This is a genomic window from Paenibacillus sp. PSB04 (genome assembly GCF_025809195.1).
In the GTDB taxonomy this organism is placed as follows: Bacteria; Bacillota; Bacilli; order Paenibacillales; family Paenibacillaceae; genus Paenibacillus_AQ; species Paenibacillus_AQ favisporus.
Window position 1 is genome coordinate 1253524 of the sequence record NZ_CP081301.1, and the last position, 22482, is coordinate 1276005.

General features: G+C 47.1%; 17 protein-coding genes. 2 read left to right on the plus strand and 15 right to left on the minus strand.

What is annotated here, in order from left to right:
- Positions 1-233: 233 nt before the first annotated feature.
- Positions 234-1457, minus strand: coding sequence for an RNA polymerase sigma factor (locus K2F33_RS06165; protein WP_263881261.1), 1224 nt, complete (start codon positions 1455-1457; stop codon positions 234-236).
- Between the two features lie 8 nt (positions 1458-1465).
- The gene (locus K2F33_RS06170; protein ID WP_263881262.1) at positions 1466-1813 is read right to left on the minus strand and encodes a YciI family protein; all 348 of its coding nucleotides are present in this window, start codon (positions 1811-1813) and stop codon (positions 1466-1468) included.
- 368 nt (positions 1814-2181) lie between these two features.
- On the opposite strand from K2F33_RS06170, the gene K2F33_RS06175 reads away from it, so the two are divergent.
- Positions 2182-2748 carry a DUF4062 domain-containing protein gene (locus K2F33_RS06175; protein WP_263881263.1) on the plus strand — a complete coding sequence of 189 codons (567 nt, stop codon included), beginning with the start codon at positions 2182-2184 and terminating at the stop codon, positions 2746-2748.
- Between the two features lie 97 nt (positions 2749-2845).
- On the opposite strand, the gene srtB is transcribed toward K2F33_RS06175, so the two are convergent.
- The 3 genes from srtB to K2F33_RS06190 all read right to left on the minus strand — a co-directional run bounded on the left by srtB (position 2846) and on the right by K2F33_RS06190 (position 11047).
- Positions 2846-3625: a class B sortase gene (gene srtB / locus K2F33_RS06180; RefSeq protein ID WP_263881264.1), complete on the minus strand. Its 780-nt coding sequence runs from the start codon at positions 3623-3625 to the stop codon at positions 2846-2848.
- An 18-nt stretch (positions 3626-3643) separates the two neighbouring features.
- The gene (locus K2F33_RS06185; protein ID WP_263881265.1) at positions 3644-9904 is read right to left on the minus strand and encodes a DUF7601 domain-containing protein; all 6261 of its coding nucleotides are present in this window, start codon (positions 9902-9904) and stop codon (positions 3644-3646) included.
- 552 nt (positions 9905-10456) lie between these two features.
- Positions 10457-11047 (minus strand): NAD(P)H oxidoreductase, encoded by a 591-nt coding sequence (locus K2F33_RS06190; protein ID WP_212985733.1) that lies wholly within the window; start codon positions 11045-11047, stop codon positions 10457-10459.
- Between the two features lie 211 nt (positions 11048-11258).
- On the opposite strand from K2F33_RS06190, the gene K2F33_RS06195 reads away from it, so the two are divergent.
- The gene (locus K2F33_RS06195; RefSeq protein WP_263881266.1) at positions 11259-11645 is read left to right on the plus strand and encodes a winged helix-turn-helix transcriptional regulator; all 387 of its coding nucleotides are present in this window, start codon (positions 11259-11261) and stop codon (positions 11643-11645) included.
- A gap of 196 nt (positions 11646-11841) precedes the next feature.
- On the opposite strand, the gene K2F33_RS06200 is transcribed toward K2F33_RS06195, so the two are convergent.
- The 10 genes from K2F33_RS06200 to K2F33_RS06245 all read right to left on the minus strand — a co-directional run bounded on the left by K2F33_RS06200 (position 11842) and on the right by K2F33_RS06245 (position 22445).
- Positions 11842-13965, minus strand: coding sequence for a bifunctional metallophosphatase/5'-nucleotidase (locus K2F33_RS06200; protein WP_263881267.1), 2124 nt, complete (start codon positions 13963-13965; stop codon positions 11842-11844).
- A 260-nt stretch (positions 13966-14225) separates the two neighbouring features.
- Positions 14226-14921, minus strand: a complete 696-nt coding sequence (locus K2F33_RS06205) for an ABC transporter ATP-binding protein (RefSeq protein WP_263881268.1) — start codon at positions 14919-14921, stop codon at positions 14226-14228.
- Positions 14921-16042 carry an ABC transporter permease gene (locus tag K2F33_RS06210; RefSeq protein WP_263881269.1) on the minus strand — a complete coding sequence of 374 codons (1122 nt, stop codon included), beginning with the start codon at positions 16040-16042 and terminating at the stop codon, positions 14921-14923. The genes K2F33_RS06205 and K2F33_RS06210 overlap by 1 nt, the downstream gene beginning before the upstream one ends.
- Before the next feature lie 118 nt (positions 16043-16160).
- Positions 16161-16730, minus strand: coding sequence for a TetR/AcrR family transcriptional regulator (locus tag K2F33_RS06215; RefSeq protein ID WP_076172408.1), 570 nt, complete (start codon positions 16728-16730; stop codon positions 16161-16163).
- A 100-nt stretch (positions 16731-16830) separates the two neighbouring features.
- Positions 16831-18663 carry a hypothetical protein gene (locus tag K2F33_RS06220; protein ID WP_263881270.1) on the minus strand — a complete coding sequence of 611 codons (1833 nt, stop codon included), beginning with the start codon at positions 18661-18663 and terminating at the stop codon, positions 16831-16833.
- A gap of 166 nt (positions 18664-18829) precedes the next feature.
- Positions 18830-19471 carry a hypothetical protein gene (locus tag K2F33_RS06225; RefSeq protein ID WP_263881271.1) on the minus strand — a complete coding sequence of 214 codons (642 nt, stop codon included), beginning with the start codon at positions 19469-19471 and terminating at the stop codon, positions 18830-18832.
- Between the two features lie 149 nt (positions 19472-19620).
- Positions 19621-19992: a hypothetical protein gene (locus K2F33_RS06230; RefSeq protein WP_179232097.1), complete on the minus strand. Its 372-nt coding sequence runs from the start codon at positions 19990-19992 to the stop codon at positions 19621-19623.
- Between the two features lie 176 nt (positions 19993-20168).
- Positions 20169-20648, minus strand: coding sequence for a 23S rRNA (pseudouridine(1915)-N(3))-methyltransferase RlmH (gene rlmH / locus K2F33_RS06235; protein ID WP_263881272.1), 480 nt, complete (start codon positions 20646-20648; stop codon positions 20169-20171).
- 263 nt (positions 20649-20911) lie between these two features.
- Positions 20912-21079 carry a CxxH/CxxC protein gene (locus K2F33_RS06240; protein ID WP_076172419.1) on the minus strand — a complete coding sequence of 56 codons (168 nt, stop codon included), beginning with the start codon at positions 21077-21079 and terminating at the stop codon, positions 20912-20914.
- A 112-nt stretch (positions 21080-21191) separates the two neighbouring features.
- Positions 21192-22445: a S1C family serine protease gene (locus tag K2F33_RS06245; protein ID WP_076172421.1), complete on the minus strand. Its 1254-nt coding sequence runs from the start codon at positions 22443-22445 to the stop codon at positions 21192-21194.
- Positions 22446-22482 lie beyond the last annotated feature (37 nt).

The window sequence follows — 22482 nt, forward strand, 5'->3', positions numbered from 1 at the left end:
GTGACCAGCTTTGAAATACACTAGAAGCGCACCCTAAATTAAGCACATCTCCCTCCTGCAAAGTCCCCCCATACGGAAGAGGGACAAGTTGTCCAAAGGCTAACAAATTCTATAAAACATTTACCGTTACTTATGGTACGGATTAACGGGTTTATCGGCGGAAAAGTGAGAAAGGGGCTGGCACGCCAGCCCCTTTCTTCCTCGGGTAGTATATTTTATCCCGATGTGTTGCTTTATATCTCAGCATCTTGGCGATTTAGAAATTGCCGAATCGATATATCTGTGCTTAGCCCAATGGCACGGCTATAAGCCAAGTGAGCATCTTCCTTCCGCTGCATCCGTTTGTATAAATGGCCGGCAAGTGCCCAATAGGGCTGATAGCTTACCACTTCTGCAGATGGAATGGCTTCTAGAAGCGCAATGCCGCGTTCCGATCCATAAGCCTCCGCCACTGCAGCGGCTCGGCCGACTAATGCGCCCAGGGTAGGGGATATACGAATGAGGCCCTCGTATAATTGAGCAATCGCCTCCCACTCTGTTTGCCCAGTCCATAAACGCTGTGCATGCACGGATTGGATCGCGGCCATGAGTTGAAAGCGTCCGATTTCACCGGCTTGCGAGGCGATATGCAGATAACGCTCCGCCTCCAAGATCAGGCTTTGTTCCCATCGGGCACAATTCTGCTGCGAGAGGGGAATATAGTTCCCCTCTTCATCATGCCGAGCCCCAGCTCGTGCTTCACAGTGCAGCATGAGCGCCAACAGGCCATTAACCTCCGGCTCGCGGGGGTTGAACTGGAGAAGCAGCCTTCCCAGATAGATCGATTCCTCTGCCAATCTCCTGTGAGGCGAATCGGCACTGGCTGCTTCGTCCCACCCGCTCCCGTATGCAGCGTAAATAGCCTCCAGGACGGAATCGAGACGATTCGGAATTTCTTCAGCATCGGGCAATTCAAATGTGATGCGTTCGGTACGAATTTTGGCCTTTACCCGCGTCAGACGCTGGCTCATGGTGGAGGGCTTGACGATGAATGCAGATGCAATTCGGGCTGCATCGATTCCAAGCACCGTCTGCAGCATCAGCGGTGTACGCATCGCAGGGTCAATGGCCGGATGAGTACAAAGAAACATCATCCGCAGTCGTTCGTCCGGAAAACCAGTGTTTGACGATGCGAGCCGCTGTGTATCCTCTGACATGGCAATGAGTGTCGGCAGCGCACTTTCGGAAACGCGGGTACGGCGTGCACGGTCGATAAGCCGCCTACGGGCGGCAATAACCAGCCATGCCTCAGGCTTATCCGGAATGCCGATCTTCGGCCAAGTTTCTAACGCAGCGAGAAAAGCGTCTCCGATCGCATCCTCAACCGCCTGCAGATCATGCCAATTTACAGCTAAATAGGAGAGTAATCGGCCGTAAGCGTTACGAGCTGTTTGTTCAATAACTTGATGAGCTTCCATAGAGATGATTACTTCAGCGCGGGAAGGTTTTGTCTGACCTCCACCGTATCGACAGGCCCTCGAGCAGCCCACTCTAATGCAGTATCCAGATCCGGAACATCAATCACGAATATTCCGCCGAGCTGCTCTTTCGTCTCGGGAAACGGTCCGTCCTGAACCTCCATTTCACCGCCGCGCCGTTTCATCGTTGCAGCTGTCTCTGGAGCATGAAGCCCCGAACCAAACACCACGATTCCAGACTGTCGTAAAGCATGCACGTAATGCGTCCAGCCTGCCAGGTATTCTTGTTGCCGGGCTGGATCCATTCTAGCCGCAAAATCCTCCTGGCTCTCGTAAAACATTAGGGTGTAACTCATACAAAAACTCCTCCCTGTAAAACCGTATTGGAATTGGGTTGCACTATAATGTCGTGTGGGCTGCTCCGATTTCTACATTACAAGAAAAATATTTATATAAAAAGCCGGAGTCATTTGGGATGCGCTCACAGGAAACCAAACGAAACTCCAAATCCCCACAAAAAGTGCGCAGTGAATACAAAAGCCCTTAAATGTAAGCCATATATACTTGCTAATTTTGACATATAAAGTGAGCGAATGTTAGATTCTAAATAGATTGAAATAAAGTCTGCGCTGAACCTCCTGTTATAACAGCCCAATACGGCTTATTTCATTCATTTCTTTATTTCATTCTATATTTTTACGAATTCTATAATTTAGGTGGGCTTATGAGAAAAAAACTACAAATTTACATATCGTCTACTTACTATGATCTAATTGAGGAAAGACATACCGCTGTGGAAGCCATACTTCAAGCCGGTCATATCCCTGCAGGAATCGAGCAATTTTTCAAGGAAAGCCCAGTGAACATTAGGAAGAGATGGATCGATGAGTCCGATGTATATATCCTGATTCTCGGAGGATTCTATGGTTTGACGCTTCCTGATGAATCCAAAAGCTATACGCATTGGGAGTATGAGTATGCCGGAGGAGCGGGCAAACCCAGATTTGCTTTTGTTGTCACAGAAGAAGCATTGAGACAAAAGCCATACGACTTTACAGCGATTGAATACTATCAGGAGTTTCAAGAGTTTAAGCAAACGGTCATGGAACAGGTCCCTATCTATTATGTGGAAGATGTACGGCATATTAAAATGGTACTTCGTGATCAATTGCCGTTGTATGCCGCAAGAGACGATTTACATGGCTGGGTTTCCGGCAAAGATGTCCCGGACGTTCAAAAGCTGTTGGAGGAGAATGCAAGATTAAAGGCGGAATTGGAAAAAAAGAAATGAAAGAGGGGCTGGCACCGTCAGCCCCGAATGCTAAAAAATCGCGTCCTCCAAAGGGAGAACGCGATATCAACCAGCTTGACTCCGTATTTCAACATCGTCATTTAATCTTTCGCGCAACCACCGCTAGCCGGCCGTTTTCGGTTGAGTATTCGCAAGTGGACAGTACAACAAGCTTGTCGCCATACCGGACAGCTACGCCCGTATCATAAAGAGCGAGTTTCTTGATGTTCTGTACATACGAATCGAACTCGGCGGGCGTACTTACATTTTCAATCTGGTAGTATTTAAAAACGTCGTCCGATTTGCGATAAACTTGTGACAGAATGACGGCTACAATTTCGTACTTTTCCTTTTCATAAAGCGTGCTGAACTGGAACGTAGCGTGCTCTTTGTAAAAATTTTCGTTCTTGTACTTCATTAAATCTTTAAACATCCAGCCGCTTTTCATGTGATGTCCATGAATCAGCAAAATGCCCGAACCATTGGCCCGGCTATGCGCATCCAAAAAGGGGAGGCCGCCTTTGTTTTCCTTCTTATCGAAATCATGATTGAGATAGTACTCCGCATCCTGTGGATTCTGCATGACCGGGTACTCAATTCGGGTGCCGTCAATCTTCAGCCAGCCGACGATATCCGGATTCCTCTCGTAAAGCTCTCGAAATTCGGGAAGCATGACCGGCTTACCCGCCTTATTGGACAAAAGGGAGGGGATTGCATCCCCTCCGCCTTTGCCAGACCCATCCTCCCTAACTTTTGTCAGCTCTTTAATTTTCTGCTGTTCAGCGTAATCTCGAAGGAGAGTCTTCGCAATACTGAAGAGAGAAAATACGAACACAAGGAGGGAAACGGCGATAAGAATCTTTTTAGTTTTACTCATGTTCTTACCGCCTTTCCGTCACTGAATGTGCTTTTTCTTCTTGTTACCGATTAGGCAGAGCCCGATCGTCATCAAGGACATCAGCGCTAAAGCCATATAAAGGATAGGCGATACGCTGTTGTCTCCGGTTTTCGGAGCATCGTCCAGTTCGTTGTCGACGTTGCCGGTTCCGTTGTTGCCGTTGTCGGTTCCGCCGTTGCCGTTATCGGTTCCGCCGTTACCGTTGTCGGTTCCACTGTTGCCGTTGTTGGTTCCGCCGTTGCCGTTGTCGGTTCCACTGTTGCCGTTATCGGTTCCACTGTTACCGTTATCGGCTCCACCGTTGCCGTTGTCGGTTCCACCGTTGCCGTTGTCGGTTCCACTGTTACCGTTACCGGTTCCACTGTTACCGTTACCGGTTCCGCCGTTACCGTTGTCGGTTCCGCCGTTGCCGTTATCGGTTCCGTTGTTACCGTTATCGGTTCCGCCGTTGCCGTTACCGGTTCCGTTGTTGCCATTGCCGGTTCCGTTGTTGCCGTTGCCGTTGTCGGTTCCACTGTTGCCGTTGTTGGTTCCGCCGTTACCGTTATCGGTTCCCCCGTTGCCGTTGTCGCCCCCACCGTTACCGTTGTCGGAGCCACCACCGGAACGGATCGGCTTCATTGGCACGTCGTATTTGATAATGTCATAATCGACAGAAATCGTATCGCTCCGATGCGTCTCATATCCGTCCTTCGTTACGATCAGATAGTAATCCGCGTCAGGAAACACCATGAATGCATAGAAGCCATTTGCGTCGCTATCTTGCTCGGGGCTCTTGTTGTTGTGCGGCGGGAAGTTCGGAACCGGAGGAAGCGTTACTTTCGTATCCGGAGTGTGCCCGTTATCTCTATTCCGCTGCGTATCCGCATAATACAGAGTAACTTTGGCTCCATCAATTTTCTTGCCGGTGATAGCGTCTCCTGTCGTTTCATCATAAACCGTACCGTAAGGATCGACCAATTCCTCGGAAATATTCAGCTCTCCGTTTGCTTTCACGTCCAGCTGCGTCACCTTGAAGAGCAATTCCTGACCGTCCTCAGCTTCATAGCGAACTTCCATGGTGTACTTCTGCTCGGTTAGCCCTTCCACGGAGAAAGTGCCGTTTGAAGCCATCGGAAACGCCTTGGGACGACCGTTCTCTTGAATATAATTGCCGTCCTTGTCCTTCAAATAGATATGCATCTGGCTGGTAAAAGAATCGTTGAATAGCTCTTTTGTTCCATCCAGCTGCTTGAACAGCACGATCCCTACCGCCGTAATGTCGGCCGGAACGGTCTCGTCTATCACACTGCCGTCCACATTTGCTTTTTGCGTGAACTCGACGGGGACATCTTTCCCACCTACATGATACAGCTTCGTATAAGTGATCGTATAGTCGGTATCGGCTGCGGCCGGAATCGAATATTCACCCTTCTCATTCGTCCGAATCTTTTGCTGTTCATCGGTCTTCTTGTTCGTCACGATGATTTCCGCGTTCGGAATAACTTCGCCTGTGTTGTTGTCACGCAGCACGCCTTCCAGATATGGGCGGGTATTTACAAAGTATGCTTTGGCCGCTGTTTTCTCCGGAATGGTGCCTGTGCGAATGAAACTTTCAGGATCCGTCACATAGCCGTCTTCCGAATAATCGTCCTGGGTCACCGTATACTGAAGACCCGTCGGAAGTTCATGCACAACGAGCGTCTGACCATCCGTAAGCTCGAAGGTGTCTCCGCTACTAATCATGCCCTTGGTGCCATCCGGCTTCTCAAAGGCGTAGGATTCGTCCGATCCCGCTCCTGTGAAGGTGATCGTGTACTTGAACAATTTTTTCTTGTCGTCGTCTTTGCCTTTAACCGTGTTGCTGATGAGCAGGTCGCCCTTTATGACTCGCACGTTTGTGAACGGGGCTTCTTTATCAGTACCTTGCATGACACCGGTATAGTTTTGTTCCTCAGGAGTAGTCACGTAATCATCGGTTGTATAGTCCTTCTGAGTAACTGTGTATTTTAGATCTTTAGGCAGACCCACCATTTTCAGGGTCTCTCCATCCTTGAGTGTGAAGGATTCGCCAGACTTGATCGTACCTGTACTGCCATCCGACTTCTCGTAAGAGTAGCTTCCGTCCTTGCCTGCACCCTCAAAGCTAACGGTGTACTCGAACGCCTTCGTCTTGTCGCCGCCGTTGCCCATGACCGTATTGCTGATCGTCAGCTTGTTGACGGTTCGCTCATTGATAAAGTCCGCCTTGTGGTCGCCTTTATTCACGATTGTGTCAGACCATTCTCGCGACTCCGGCTTAGTCGTGTAACCGTCAACGGTCGTATAATCGCCCTCGATAACGGTATAGACCAGACCTGCAGGCAATGCCGGCAGCGTCATAGTTTGCCCGTGCTTAAGGGTAATCTTGCCACCGCTTTTGATCATGCCAGTCGTATTATCTGACTTTTTATAGAAGTACTCTCCGCCCTTACCCTCACCGTTGAAGGTTACGGTGTACTCGAACTCTTTGTTAGGGTCGCTTCCGTTGCCTTCCACCTTATTGGTGATGGTCAGCTTGCCCTGGGCCGGCGTAGGCACGATCAGCGGATTAGTGCTATCGACCAGATTGCCATCCACCCAGATCGGGTTAAATGGCGTACTAGACACACGCACGTTATAAACTCGCTCAGTTGGCAGATAGGTCGTCTCGTCGATCCAGGTTTCCTTCAGATCGTAAAGCCCTACCTCGACGTTAAAAATCAGCTCGCCTTTGCTGTCAGTAACTCCCTTGATCGGGTTCCCCTTCTTGTCAAGAGCTACCGAACCATCCTTGTTGTACAGCGTAAACTCTACGCCCTGGAGCGGCTTGCCGTCCGGATCGACCTTTTTCAGCTTCAGAATAGGCTGCCATCCGGCACCGCCACTAATGTCTGCACTCTCTACCGTGTATTCCGCATGACTGCTGACATCCTTGGCGGCATCGTCGCCCATCATCTGCACATGGTTGCCAGCCTTGTCGCCGACACCGAGTACAGTGCCGTCGATTTCAGTCTGGTAGATGAACAGATACAGCTTGTTCGGGTTCGCCATCTTGAAGGTCAGTGTCGTCGTCCCGTCTGCCTCCTTGTTCGCCGTCACCTTGACCTCGCTGTCAGGAGCGTACAGATCAAGAGCATCACCGTCTTTGGCCAAAGCTCCGCTAGCCGTTAGCTTGGCAGGATATACCGCCATATCGGGAGCCCGGAGAGAGAGCCGGTCAAATTCATCATTGCGCAGTTTGAGCCCCTTGCCTAACGTATCCTGCAAGTAGGCGGTATCCTTCACTGTAAATGGTGTAGCATATTCCACGGTCCATTCCAGCACGCCAGGGGCTGCCTTTCTTACCGTTTTGCTCACGGATTTTGACGAAGGAACGATGACTTTACGTTGGATGGGCTTGTTATCCCGCTCGACGTTGACTACTGTATCCTCGTCCCCCCATTTGATGGACAGCTCCGCCTTGTTATATACCGTCGTTTCTGTCTGGCCGACTTCGGCATATTGCTTGAGGGTTGCCGCCGTTGGACCCGCCTTTACCAGGATCACGTATGGCTGTTCCAGCTTCGTAAAGCTAAACGTCCCCACGTTGCCAGTGGCTGAAAAGCTTACCAGATTGCCAGGGTCGGCAATAGGCGTAGCCGCGTTGACACTTAAGCCGTAATCGGCCCTTACTCCATTGTAAATCTCAAATGCTTTCCCCTCGGAATAAGGCTTAAACTCCCAGCCCTCGGGGAGGTTGTCGATGACCTGAATATTTTGTGCGACATGCGTGCCGCCGTGCTTTGCCATTTCCTCGGTATTGATTCCGTTGGCGTTGACCGCCAACCGGAAAGTTACCGTGTTGGTCGCCCGGTCATAAGCCGCTCTTGTCCAATAGTCCTTCTCATTTCCGGAGTAGATGTAACTGTTGACCTGATTTGGCGCAACATTATCTTCCACGCCGGTTGCCGGGTTCACCGGTTTTGATGCAAAGAGCATCCCCTTAGCCAGCATGCCGCTGTTGAAAGCGTTATTGTTCGAACCTGCGCCCATTGCATAAGTTCCACCGTCGAACAGAGATACTTGATTGTAAAAATTATTCCCGAAATTGTGTGCAAAATGCTTCCAGTTCGTCAAGAAGGTGTTAAAGGTATACGTATACACCTTCTCTCCGGTTGTAAAACCGGTGACGGACAGAATGTCGGCGACTGCCTTGCCATTTTGGGAAATGGTGTAGACTTTTCCGGTTAACCCATCGGCGGAGTCAAAAGAATCCGGCTTATACCGCTGCCAGTATCTTGGATTTGCCGCATTTTTGGTTCGTATTGCCGTCAAGAGTGCGGGATCGATGGACGGGCTGACCGTAACGTTGTTCCAGTCAATGTCGCTTCCATCTCCGTACACGAGCAGGTCATAGATGTTGCCGTCCGGCATCGCGTCCAGCGGTTTGAAGCTCACCTTCCATCCTAACGTACCTGATGTCAGATCACCGCCGTTGGCCGTCTTGCTCAGGCTGTTGGACGCTTTGGTGACCGTTGCCTGATCCGTTACTCCGATGTCGTTGTTTTGCCCATTACCGTCCGTCTGATCCAGATTCCACTTGGCGGTAGCCTTGTTAGTAAAGCTGGTTTGCGTGCCGGTAATGTCAGTGACAATGACCAGCCTCACCGGGCCGTTCACATCTCCGAAGGAATAAACATCATCTGCAGGCCTCGCCGTAATCGTATGTATATCCGACCATGCATTTGCTTCAAGCTTCTGAAATGTCACAGACTTAAAGGTGAGCCCTGCAGGGATAACATCCGTTATTACGAAGTCTTGCAGAGGCGTCCTGTTGTATTTGCCATTATAGTTAACTGTAATGGTCCATGTGATGGTGTTGTCCTTGTAGTTCTGCACGCCGGCCTTCTGAATCCAGACAGGCTTGAGCGCAACTGTCCACGGATTACTTGTTGTCAGCACCGTATTGTCCGATTCCAGCAATTTTACTACACTTGTTCCCTTACCATTACTTACTTGCTGTGTATTGGTTAAGTCCCAGCTAGTATCATTATAACGATACTGCTTGTAGTATTTTTCCTTAGGAATCCATGTTTCGAAGACGATGGTTGCCGTGTCGCCGATATTGTCAGGGAAGGTGTAGGTCAGCTCGCCCCCGCTGTAGGTCGGCGCTGCTCCTATCACCACATGGTTGGCGGCATCCTTTACCTCGAAGGAACCTGTAACATAATTGCCGACATTAGTCAGGTCATTAGAAAATATCGTTCCGTCCAGCGGCAGCTTGATGTTGACATCGTCCATGTCAGTGGCTGTGACAACCGCTTGCCATTTAATTTTGCCCGCTTGAAAATCGGCGTTGGATATCTCGACCTTGTCTCGTTGCTGCGTATTGTCAAAGCTGTCTGTGTTACTGTTGGAGCGCAAGCTGATGCTGTACTTCGCTGTAACTTTCGGGTTTTCCAGCGTATAGGCGCTTCCGAAAATGGTGATGGGCTTGGTCGTGCCGTAGTCCATGCCCGCCACATCAGCCTTCGCGGTGGTGTCAAAGCGGAAGGAAACATCGGTCCCCTGGAGGAACAAGCTATCATCGCCGTCAAAAACGACCTTAATGCTGGTCCCGGTGAAAATGGCGGTGCCCAGCTTGTAGTTTTGCCCAAACAGGTTAACGTTTAGAGGTATTGTGGCGTTCGTCAAGGTTACGCCCAGAAAATAATCCTCTTGCTTCAACTCAATGAAGTCGCCCTTCTGGATGTAAGTGTCTGGATCGTTTGAATTCGAGTCACTATCGCTCCGCATCGGCACACGGAGACTCTCCGACGTAAGGGTGAATGTCTGTCTGCCGGTGATTTTGTCGACATTCTCGTCGTAATCCGGGGCGTTTACAGGCTTTATCGAAGGCCCCCCTTGGGTAACCGTCAGCGGAAAGGGGGCGTTTTTGCCCATGAATAAACCCGTCTTATCCGTCGGCCCCGCCGCTAACGGCATGACGCCCTCCGGTGCACCATACACCGCCTCAGTTACCGGCGGTTCAGTCGCGTCCGGTGAGCCGGGTTCACTTACTACTTCCGTTTCGGAATCGTTTGGAACGATCTCCACATCTGATCCCGACGACGGTTCGTCCGTGCTCAGTGAGCCAGATTCACTAACTACTTCCGTCCCGGAATTGTCTGGCGCACTCTCCGCAAATGCGGCAGCCGAGAAAGCCACCGTCTGCAGGACTAGCATAATTGCCAAGCAGAAAGAGAGTATTGCTTTACCTATGCTGCGTTTTCGTTTCAAGACACTTTTGTCCTCCATTCCCGAAACTACTGAAATTTTTGCGACTGTAGGATCATCGGTTCAATAACGCTCAACCGAATAGATATCTTCTATTTGCTCGATCCCAGCAGCCCTTTGCATCATCTAAATCTTGCAGAGTTCCCTCCTTTCCACTCCTCCACAGATGCTGATAGGCCTAGTTGGTGACACATGTAGTTGTGCTCTCTTCTTATCCTGTTATCTGAGTTTCCCTGTGATCTATCATCACGAAATCTCCTCAGTGTAGTGCATCAACATATGACCAGACCATTTAATTCTGTCTAATTTTGGAGAATATAGTCGACTTGCGATGATTATACTCATTCCTACTGAATAATTACTGAATATTAACAGACTACAGATAAGGTCACGCTTTCTATGTAGCCCAACTACGGGCTGGAAATGGATTGTGAGAAGGTCGGATCAACTTTAATGGAACGTTAATGGTTGTCTCTAAATGCAAAACAAAAAAGACCCGTAGGAATTCAATTATTCCGAACGAGTCTTTATGGGCCCGGGCCTGAATGCCAACCTCTATACTGCGGATCCTCGCTCCTTGGCATATTTCAACCCTAAGTGATAAGCTTGATTAAGCAGCATCTCATAATGCTTGGAATCGGAGTCCAACGTCTCGTATAAAAATTCAACATTGGAACTGGATACACCGCAATAATCTGCAATTCCCACATTGAGCAGATGGGTAATCATTTTATCGTAATTTCTCTTTTCCATCTGTTCTTTGGAAACGCCCGCCAGACCAATCCACAAGACATGCTGATGCTGAAGATGGTTCGAACCGTATGCAAACCCATTGTTCCATACACGGTCAATATAACCTTTTAGCATGGCTGGCAAATTCCACCACCAAACTGGAAAAATAAACGCCAGAGCGTCGTGCTCCTTCATTCGCCTTATTTCCCTTTCCACCTCAGGAGAAAAGGACTGTTTGGCTGCAGACCAATCCGGTTCATCCGCTCCTTGTAAAACCGGGTCAAAGCCAATCCCGTGTAAATCCAATATCTCATAGTCGTGGCCGGCCTCGGCAAGACCTTGTACGAAACGATCGGCGACCTGAAAGGTCAGGGAATCTTTTCGCGGGTGCGAAACAACACATAATACATTCATGCTTGTATCCTCATTCCTTTCTCAACAGCTAACTTGTAGCCATGATCAACGGCTGATGCTATTATAAACAGTGCCGAAATAACCTGGAAGTACGCACTTTCACGTTCTATAGGATCATACGGGTACCCTAGGAACATGGAAGTGCCCTGGATAGATGCCCTAGAAGTTATGTTCTTAGCGAAAACACATCCTTTTTGCGGAGGAATCCAAGATGACTGAACAAAAGGAAAATCGCATTCGAGAGAAGTATAAAGTTGGGGTGGAGGCTGCATTAGAAGTAATGGGAGGGAAATGGAAGCCTTTAATCATCTATCATTTGATGACAGGACCGAAACGGACCTCGGAACTTCGCCGGCTAATCCCCGGCATTACGCAGAAGATGCTGACCACTCAACTAAGAGGCCTGGAAAAGGATGAGATCGTCGCACGCAAGATTTATCAAGAAATCCCACCTAAAGTGGAGTATACGTTAACTCCCTACGGCTGGGGATTAAAGCCTGCGCTTGACCTTTTATGCTATTGGGGAGAGGATCACCTGGAAAAGGTTTATGGCGACAAATCCAAGGTCTTGGAAGAGTTTAAAAGCTGTTCAAAGTAAATTTCCACACTTAAAAGAACGGGTATTCGGGATTACCGATGGAAAAAAACACATCCTCAATTGGGATATAGCATTCTTCTAAATAAACCTACCTCTCCATGAAATGAGAGACTAATTGAGGTTCATCAATAAAGAAGACTTTTCACCAAAGGGATGTGTTTTTCTGTCTTAATATAAGCTATGAATCACTTCTACATTATGAAGCCTTTGCCGCGACAGCCTTTTGAATTAACGCTTTTGCATCGCTATTGGAAAGACCTTGTTTAGGTTGAAGCCATTTTTTATCCGCTGTACTTAGAATACCTTTATCAATCAGAGTGGCCATAGATTTAACCGCGTAGGCAGAAACGGTTTTGCCATCTTCAAAACCTGCAAGGATCGCAGCAGCGTTTTTATCAGAAACTGGGTTGTTCAACAATTTAGCAAGAATGGTAGCCGCTTCTTCACGTGTGATATCACGATCCGGATTGAAGTTACCACCGTAGCCTTGAATAAGTCCGGCATGAGCAGCTTCAGCGATGGCATCTGCATAGGCAGCGTCAGCAGCAACATCCTTGAATGCAGGTGCTGCAGCTACTTGGTTTAGTTTCAACATATCTACTAGAGCACTGACAAACTCAGCACGAGAAATAACTTCTGTGGTTACAGGCGTTTCCGGTTGTTCTGTAGATGCACCTAAGTTGGTAATGCGTCCTTCTGTTTTAGCTTGAATAGCGCCACCTTTAAATTTATCTACAATGTACTGATAGAATACATCCAGATCGATCGGACCGGCTAAGGATGATTTAGCATCCACCAGCACTTTATAGTTATCTCCGCCTGCTGCCATAAAGTTGTTGACTACAGCCGTATATGTTTTTCCAGGATCAATCGGTGTACCGTCTTCAAGAGTGAGACTAGTCACACGTTCAGCAACGGGCTTATTGAGATCTGCCGTATACTTCAAGCCAGAGATTTGTAGTGTTTTGGTGTTTGGTGTACCGTCCGCATTTGTACCCCATTGCTGCTGCAGCAAGGTTTGAATTTGTGCACCCGTCAGCTCCAGTTTCACCAAAGTATTGCCAAAAGGTTGGATTTTAGCAAGATCAGCAAAGGTCACATCGCCTTGCGGCAGATCCGCACGAATCCCACCTGGATTCATAAATGCAAAGTCAGCAGCGCTTGCTTTATCACCAAAGTCTGCTTGACGCATTGCATCTGCAATGAGATTTCCAAGAGGAGCTTCGTTATTATAAGCATCTGTACGAGTGACAGAACCATCTGTCGTACCTACTGGCTTCGTTAGCTCAGGATGCTTGTCCAATGATTTTTTAATAATAGCTAAAGATTCAGGGTCTTCTTTGACACCGTCTTGAAAAGTTGTTGTAACTGCAGCTGACTTTTCGGTTACATCCCCTGTAGCAGGATCAATCATCAGCTTAATATCTTCAAATGCCGTACCATAAGAATAAGCCTGCACAATCAATTTTCCATTCACTTCACCGTTAGCTAAAGCATGATTGTCACCTGCAACGATAACATCTACAGGGGAATCGGCAGGCAAAGCTTTGGCCAAATCAGCCGCTTCTCCAGTGGTTACGCCTTCTTTGGTTGTTGCAGGATCATGTGCCAGGACGATGATCGTTTCTACACCTTGATCTTGTAATTCTTTTGCATATTTATTAACGGCTGCAACTTCTTCCTCTGCGCTTAAGAAACGCACGCCTGCTGTACCCGCTGGGGATACTTTAGAAGGTGTCGCTTTCGTCACCAATCCGATAAATCCGATTTTGACTCCGCCCACTTCTTTAACCACATATGGCTTAATCAATGGTTTGCCTGTGGAAGTTTCAATGACGTTTGCATTTACATAATCAAATTTTGCGCCCGCATGGGTTACCTTGCCTTCTTTTGGATCCAGACCACCAAAGATTTGTGCTTTTAATGCAGCGATACCTTGGTCGAATTCATGATTGCCCAAAGAACCTACATCAAAGCCCATCATATTCATCCATTCCATCGTAGGCTCATCACGATCCAGAGATGAGACGGGGGCGGATGCTCCAACAGAGTCTCCATTATGGAAGAGCAGGGAGTTTGCATATTTGGCTTGAGCTTCTTTTAAATATGTTGCTAGAATTGGAGCTGTTCCGACCTTTTTATCACTAACTATCGATGTGGTGTCCAACTGACCGTGCAGGTCATTGATTCCAATCAAATGTACTTCGACATCATTGCCTGCAGCTGAGACAGAACCTACTACGCCAAACAATTGGGAAAGTAATAGAGCAGTAGTAGCCACACGAATGGTGCTTTTACCCAGAACTTTTTTCCATGACATGAGTTATAAAACCCCTCTCCAATTTCTGATCCGGAGATATTTTAACATAAATCAAATCATGGAAGTCGTAGAATATATCAAATCTATGTAAAAAAGTTGGGAGATTGGTAGAGATGAAACAAGATTATGAATTTATTATATAATCTGTCTGCCGTATGGGAGCCTATCGGTTTTTTACTGATGCCACTTCATAAGTTGTGATCTCGCTTCCGAGAATTGGAGATTCTTTATTTGCTGCCTCTGAACCTGGTTCTGGACGTTCAATGGATGGACTCCAGTTCCGCTAGAAATAATTTGCCATCTTCCATCCGGTATACCTTGTCGCAGTAGGTAAGCAGCCGCTCATCGTGTGTGACCATAATCGCCGCTTTATGGCGTGTTCTCACCTCATGGGCAATCAAGGAGACAACTTCATGGGCGCGCTTGGTATCCAGGCTTGCTGTAGGTTCATCCGCCAATATGATATTGGGATCGTTAATTAACGCGCGGGCAATGGCGGTACGCTGCTTCTCGCCCCCCGACAGCTCATCCGGGTAGCTCTTCAGCTTATTGCCTAGTCCAAGCTCTTCAAGTAACTTTATAGCCATCGCTTTGTCTGCTGCACGAATCTTTCCCGACATCCGCTTCACAATAAGCAACTGATCGAGGACGTTCAGATATGGAACTAAATTCGAGGCCTGCATGATGAAACCAATCTCATGCAAGCGGATATCGGATAGTTGTTTGCCTGATAGCTTTGAGATGTCCTTCCCATTTAGTATGACCTCTCCATCGGAAGCTTTTAGCAGTGCACCCGCGATGGATAGGAAGGTGCTTTTTCCAGAACCGGACGGACCTACCACTGCGACGAACTCACCCGGCTCTACTTTTATGGACACTCGGTCTAATGCCGCAATACGATTCAATCCCTCGTTGTAATATTTGGAAGCTGTTGTTATTTGCAAGCCTTCAGTCATTACTCAACCCTCCCAAGTGCCTTAAGCGGATCAATTTTCGAAATCGTGCGAACGGATACCAACGAACTAAGCAATGAGATCACCAATAATACAATGGAATACGTGAGCACCAGTTTCGTATCCAGCATGAACGGCATGCTTTTGGGCATGATTGCCGCTGTACCATAAGTCAATAAAATGCCAACGATAATGCTTGAGAGCGACAAGACGAACACCTGTGAGACGACGGCTTTACCTAGGAATCCATTCTTGGCCCCGATCGCTTTCATAATCCCGAACTGGTTGGACTTCTGCATCGTGAATACATAGAAGAACACGCCAATGATGAATGCAGAGATCGCAAGCAGGAACGCAAGCATCATCATGATCGTGCCATTCTCTTCTTTGTATCCAGGCATTCCCTGTACCGCTGCCGCACGAGTAACCGTATCGGTACCCGAAAGCTGTTCATTGATAGTGTTCCGATCAATATCTTTACCTTGAAGCATCATCGCATTGACGGGGTCCTTAACTCCTTTGTCCGAGCCTGGTGCCGCAAACGCAAGCTTACGCCACTCTTCAATAGGTGTAAATACAGCTGCTACGTGGTTATAAGTCTGATTCTTGACGAAGCCGACAATCGTCAACGATTCCGTCGAACCATCTAATTGGAAGGTGTCCCCTAGCTTAAATCCTTCGTCTTTCATCGTCTCATTAACGATGACCTTCGTCATCTGATCGGATGCCAGCCCCGTTCCTTCAATAATCGCCGGCTCAAGAAAGCTCCCCGGGTTAATTCCAACAATCGCTATATCTACTTTATCCTCATTCAACTTGCTACTCCCTTTGATTGCCGATGCCATGATGGTTCCCATAGGTGAAACGGCACTTACATTCGGCATTTCTGCTAATTTAGCTGACAAATCATTAGACAATAAAGATTTACTCATTGAAGCCTTAGACCCTTGTTCAAAAACCACATAATCAGCCCTCATCGTTTTAAACGTCGAAGCCGCAAGCGTAGATAACCCATTCCCCAAACCTGACAATATAAATACCAGCCAAGAAATGAGCACAAAAATAATAGCGATCATCGAAAACCTTGTCTTGCTGTGTCTCAATTCCTTCAATGCCAAAAACATATGCTAATCCTCCCCTCAGCACAGATAAATGACACGCGTGTCAAATTAATCACATTTCGTCCGGTACGTATTTATTATAGGTTTTATATGACACGAGTGTCAAATATATTTGTGCTCCCTATCGTCTTCCTACCCCTCCCAGCCACATTTGGTACAACAGCTTACTCCACTGAGGTGTTGGAATATTCATCATATTGGGAGTTTCAATCAGGTTAAAAAATACACCTATAATCGCAGGAAGTGGGATACTTGTATTCAAGTGTCCCTCTTCCTGAGCACGAGCAAACAATCGCTCCAGTTGATTTTTTAAAGTCACATGCGCTTGCTCAACAAATTCAAGATCATTGGCTGCAGCCGCAGAATTGGCTTTATTTATTTTATGAGCATATCCAAGTAATTGATGGAAACTAGCTTCCTCCAGATATACATCTAGCAGCTGTTGAAGGGCATTCATGCAATCCGTTTCATCAATAGCCGACGCCTTCTGTAATACATTTTCCATTGATCGTTTCATACATGCAGCAACTATCTCTTCTTTGTTGGCATAATATTGGTAAATCGTGCTTCTTGCTCCAACCAGGCTCTTGGATAACAACTTAAGTTGAAATCCCTCATAACCGTATTCGAGAAGCACTCTCTTGGTTTGGTCAAGCAACTCTGATTTTGTAAAAGCCTGCTTTCTTCCCATGTTAATCACCGTCCCTAATTGCTAGCCGTAGTCTACATTGTAACAAAAATTTCGCCCTATTTGTCGTACGGTTCAGCTTAACACGTATAGTCGGCGAAAATTAGTCGAGGGATTTAGATAATAACTGATTTGCTAACTTGCGGTAATACTTATCTTTTGTCGTAGTCGAGATGTTCTTAATAGCAGCAAGTATACTAGGCCGTTGCCATATCGAAGGAGTCCATTCTTCAAGCACACTTAGAGCCTGATATTGCATTAGCTCCGTATCCGATTCAAGAGCAGCTTGAACCAGTGGTAGCCCTACTCCTGCATGCTCATGTAAATCTTGAACAATATATCGCAGACAATGTTCTTCTTCTTTTGACGGGCTTGATAACGATAAATGATTTTCTGCGAATACGCAGAGGTCTATGATATGCTGGCGATGATTTGTATTCATAATAGAAAAGTATATTTCGCTATTTGTCGGATGTTTCTCTAGCATCTTAAACAAATTCGGAACGATGTCTAATTGGTAAAAATGGGCGACTTCAAGAGCCTTAACATCGATATCTTGTTGTAGTGTATCCATGGCAAGCTGTGACCACTTAGGATTATTTATAATTGGTTGAATCGCCTTCTGAATAGAATTGCGCTCCTGCTGCCTTCTGCAATCATTAGATCTTTCTCCCCAAATTTCATCAGCATTTATATATTTACATATTTTCATAAGGGGATAAAAATCTTCAAGGGTTTGGCAGTGGATACGAGCATGGTCTAAGAAGCGATAAAGAATCGCCTTTTCAAATATATAGTCTTCAATATCATGTTCCACATTTTCATGAAGTAAAGTTTGGATGATTAAACCTACTCCATCATACAGCTGTTTTGAGATCATCTCTGGATTTAGTGCTGCAGGAAGATCTCCTTTAATGGCACACATGTAGACAAAATATTCATTCTTAATGATATTTTCACAGCCCTTTGTCAGCAGCCATTGTTTTATTTCTGGCGTTGTTGCTTCTAATTTTTCAACTGCAGCAATTTTGCCCCAGCCATGGACAGACTGAGCGAGCCGCCAAATTTGGTCATTCGCTTCCTTTGTTCCATTTTTCAATGCAAATAAGACATATAATGTGAATTCTTCATGCATGCCTAATGTGAATAACAGCTCTTTATACTTTTCACAATTCGTACACCCAAGTACTGTGATTGAGAATTTTACAACCTCTCTATGTGCTGCATGTTCTAGAAGCCATATTGCTTCTTGCTGTACGAGAGATTCATCCCACTCAGCTTGTTTAAAGCGCTCAATAAATTCCTCACCGTAGCTAGCGATATTGTCAGAAATGATTTCTTCGTATGTTGCCTTTCGTGTTTTGTTCGTAGGATGATGGAGTTGTCTTTTAAAAAGCTTCAACAGCTTTTTCACAAAAAATGGAGTGGGGATGTCATCTACGAAATGATCAGATGAACCTGCAGCCACTGGTGGATGATTCTCATCATATACATATTCGTCATCCGGTAAACCATCATCTACTATTTTGTTGTGTGTTTGAACTTGTCGCTCAATAAACGGAATGATCTTTTCCTTATGGTTCCACGGAAGAAAATCAAGCACCAATGCATCATCCAACACCGTTACATTGTCAATCGTGATAATACAGTTAAAGCTTATATAACCACCCAGTTTAACGGACACCGTATGGTTTACGCCATCTTCCAGATCAATCGTACCTGATAATTTGGAATAAGGAACAAAGTATGAAAATATCGATTTTCGTTTATTCGTATCCACCGTAGCCCCATCAATGATAAGACACTCTTTTTTTAGCTCATGTATAATTTCAACACTATGCCCTTTATAATCAATTCTCCACGTCTTTTGTACTTCTTTTTTTACATCTTTCATTGCGTTACGTATTTCACGTTTTAATTCATCTTTAAAACCCATAGTGTCCTACTCTCGATGTGTTAGTTTATTTTGTAAAGCAGCGATTCCCATAAAATATGACATGACCGCATGACATAATATAGATAGGTTTTGAGAATACGAGGATTACCATTATTTTTCGCTGTTACTTATGATACGGTTCATCGTAGCATCTAAAAGAGCGAGATCAAGAGAATTGCCAAAAGCCTGCTACAGGGTGTTGGATCTCGGTCGCTCCTATCAAAGCGAAGATATAGAGTGATCCAAAACCAAAAGGGTAGTTGTAATCATGTTGAACCAACGTTTCGGGGTAACCATCTTCATCTACCTGAAATAAGAAGGAAAATGACTCCTCCCTAAGCTTCGTAAAATAATTGTCTTCATTTTGAATAAGTCTCGGGTTTCCACCTACTTTGATCAAAAAAGACTGGTCTATCGATTTCTTGTCATTGCTTAGTGCACCATCTGAAATGAAATGTTTTATAAGGCCTGGATTAGTAAACATCTCTTTGGCGCTTTCAGTTGAAATGGGATGCTCTATCACCTTAATCGAGCAATTAGGATACATATTGTTCTCCAAATACTCCTCATAGTCTTCAGGGATGAAGATCGAAATCATGCTCTCCGGTTTAAAGGGATGGACAAGGGTCAAGTAAAAAACATATTTCTGGTTACCATCATAGATGAGGTCATCTTGATCATCAAAAAAGTCAGGTGCATTTCCGCCGATCCAGCCTGCCCCCTGATCTTTCGATAGGTCAGATTCGGCATAATAAAGTATACTGTCTGTCCGCTCAACTAAAACTTTTGTTTTATTGTCCAACGGCATTCAACTCTCCTCCAAGAAACTTAATGAGGTACCTTTCAGACCGCGCAAGGAAATCTCCACGTTTCCACATCATATTTAAGCCACGATTATCCTAATTAAAAAAATCTATTGATTCATATTCCTCAGTAACTACCTCTGTAGATCCTACATTACTTATTCTCTTCTTCTTGTAAGATGGCTGCCCCGCCTATTAAACAGGAAATCTCAATATCATCAATGTCCACCATCTTATCTTTCTCTGCATCATAATACTCCCCAAATAAAAATAACGAATCATTTTTCCTATCCAATAAATAGGGGATAATTTTTTCGCAAAATTCTGTAACGCTTTTAAACATGCTCTCTGGTGTTATCCCCGATTCATCGATAACCAGCAATTCTTTGTGTTCATTACGAGCAGGGTTGCGATTTAAATGATACAGTTGAAAAGAGGTACCCTTGCGATACACTTTATAAATTGGAACTTCTAGGTTGTCGATGAAATCTCCATCCGTATAACTCAAGCTAAACTTTACGGTCATCTATATTCTCCTTTCAACATGAATGCTATGTTTAGATACAAATTTCTAAGTATTTATTATATTCCTTTTTGGGCACCCAGAGTCTGCGGTTTTTCGGACGAAGCGCCCAGGAAGCGATGCCACGCGCAGCATAGACTAGCGGATGATGATATGGAATCCGTAATCGCTGTTTCGCCTTACTTATGATACGGTTCTCCCCGATTGATCTTCACCGCGCGATAAATCTGTTCCACCAGCACCAGCCGCATCAGCTGGTGCGGCAGGGTCATGCGCCCGAAGCTCAAGCGCTGCTGGGCGCGGCGCAGCACCGGATCGGAGAGCCCATGGCTCCCTCCGATCACGAACACGACATGGCTCGTCCCGTAGGTGCCGAGCCGGTCGATCTCGGCGGCCAGCTCCTCCGAGCTCCAGAGCTGGCCGCCAATGGCGAACGCGATCACATGCGCGCTCTCTTTGATGTGCGCGAGGATGCGTTCGCCCTCGCGCTCCTTCACAATCGACACCTCGGCTTCGCTCAAGGTGTCGGGGGCCTTCTCGTCCGCGACCTCCACCATCTGAAATTTGATGTAAGGCGTCAGCCGCTTGGCGTATTCCTGGATGCCCTGCACCAGATATTTCTCCTTCAGCTTGCCGACGCCGATCATTTGAATCAGCATGAATACCCCTCCACTTATCTTTTACGTCCTCACATCATAAAGCACTCCCATAGGGTCTTAGACACTCCAATTCCGCTTCAATCTTCGGGGCCACGACACTTTCCCGACCAGAAAAGAGCCCCTTGAAAATCGCCTGCGAACCCCTATCTACTGAGTGCATTTCACGAACCCTATCCACTCTTCCAAAAAGTAAAAAAGAGCGTGTCTCCACGCTCTCCCCATCGCTATTCATCTCTTCATAGCATTTCCTGCTAACCCTGCGGCTACACGACCAGGAACTTGGCCGGCTGTTCGCAGTGCGCGCACTGTACAGGCGGGTCCCAGTCTGAGAACTCCGTCTCCTTCAGGTCCACGATATCCGGCGCGTCCTCGTACTCGTCGACGAACATATCGATCGCGAGCTCCACATGGTCTTTACAAACGACAAACATAAAATGGCATCCCCTTACAATTGCACACAATGTACGTTTTTCTGGCTGTTAATCATCCGAAAACCTATGACTCTCATTATATCCGGTTTTGGGCCGGATCACACGTCCTATTTTAGGAATCCGGCTTGTCGGCGAGCTTGACGTCCACGGTCTCCTGCTGGCCTGCACGGTAGAAGGTAACCTTGAGCATGTCGCCGATCTTCACTTTGTCATACAGGTACTTCTTCAGCTCCAGCGTAGTCTTGATCGGGTTCCCGTTGAACTCCGTAATGACGTCGTTTAGCTTGAGCCCCGCATCCTTGGCAGGTCCGATGGCATCCAACACGACCACGCCGTCTTTCACATCAGCCGGAAGCTTCAGCTCCTTGCGCTGGTCTTCATCCAGCGGGGCGTACGGATTGTTCAGGTCCACGGTGTACACGCCCAGGTAAGGACGTGAAATTTTGCCGTATTTCATCAGCTCATCCACCGTTTTCATCACCTGATCGACCGGGATGGCAAAGCCCAGGCCTTCCACGCCAGCATCAGAAATCTTCATCGTGTTGATGCCGATCACTTTGCCGTTCAGGTCCACCAGCGCGCCGCCGCTGTTGCCTTCATTGATGGCCGCGTCGGTCTGGATCACTTCCTGCTCCCAGTCGTACACGCCATCCTGGTTCAGCGACACCGGCACGACCCGGTTGGTGTAGCTGATGATGCCGGACGTCAGCGTATCGCCGAGCCCGAGCGGATTGCCAATAGCGAACACGGTCTCCCCTAGGCGCAGCTTCGTAGAATCGCCCATTTCCGCCACATCGGCAATGTTCTTGTCGTCCACCGACAAGACGGCGATATCCGTCACTTTATCGGTACCGACGAGCGTTGCCTTTTTCATGTCCCCGCCGACCGTCATCACTTCCAGATCCTGTGAGCCTTCAATGACGTGGTTATTGGTGATGACATAAGCTTTGCCGTTCTCCTTCTTGAAAATGACCCCTGATCCGAGCGCCGAATCCTCCAGGTCGGCTGTCCCCTTGTCCGCGTCCTTCGCATCTTTATAGTTCACGATGCTGACGACGGTCGGGCGGACTTTGGCCGCTGCCTGAACGAGCCGGTCGAACGGATCTCCGCTGCCGTCCAACGGGGTTGAAGTAACGGCACTGACCGCCGCCGTCTCCCTTGTATGGGAAGGAAGGCCGGTGATGAGGCTGAACAGGAGCACCGCCACTACTGCACTGATGACGGAGCTGACCGTCGCCACGAACAGCGTGGACGTCCCCCGGCTGCGCCTGCTTCTGCCCCACACCCGCTGTGCGGGATATACTTTGCGAAGGCTTCGCCGTTTGGAAATTTTGGTCGAATAAAAATCGTCACGAAACAGCCCCATGTGATCCTCTCCCCTTTGTTGTAACGCATCCCGAAAA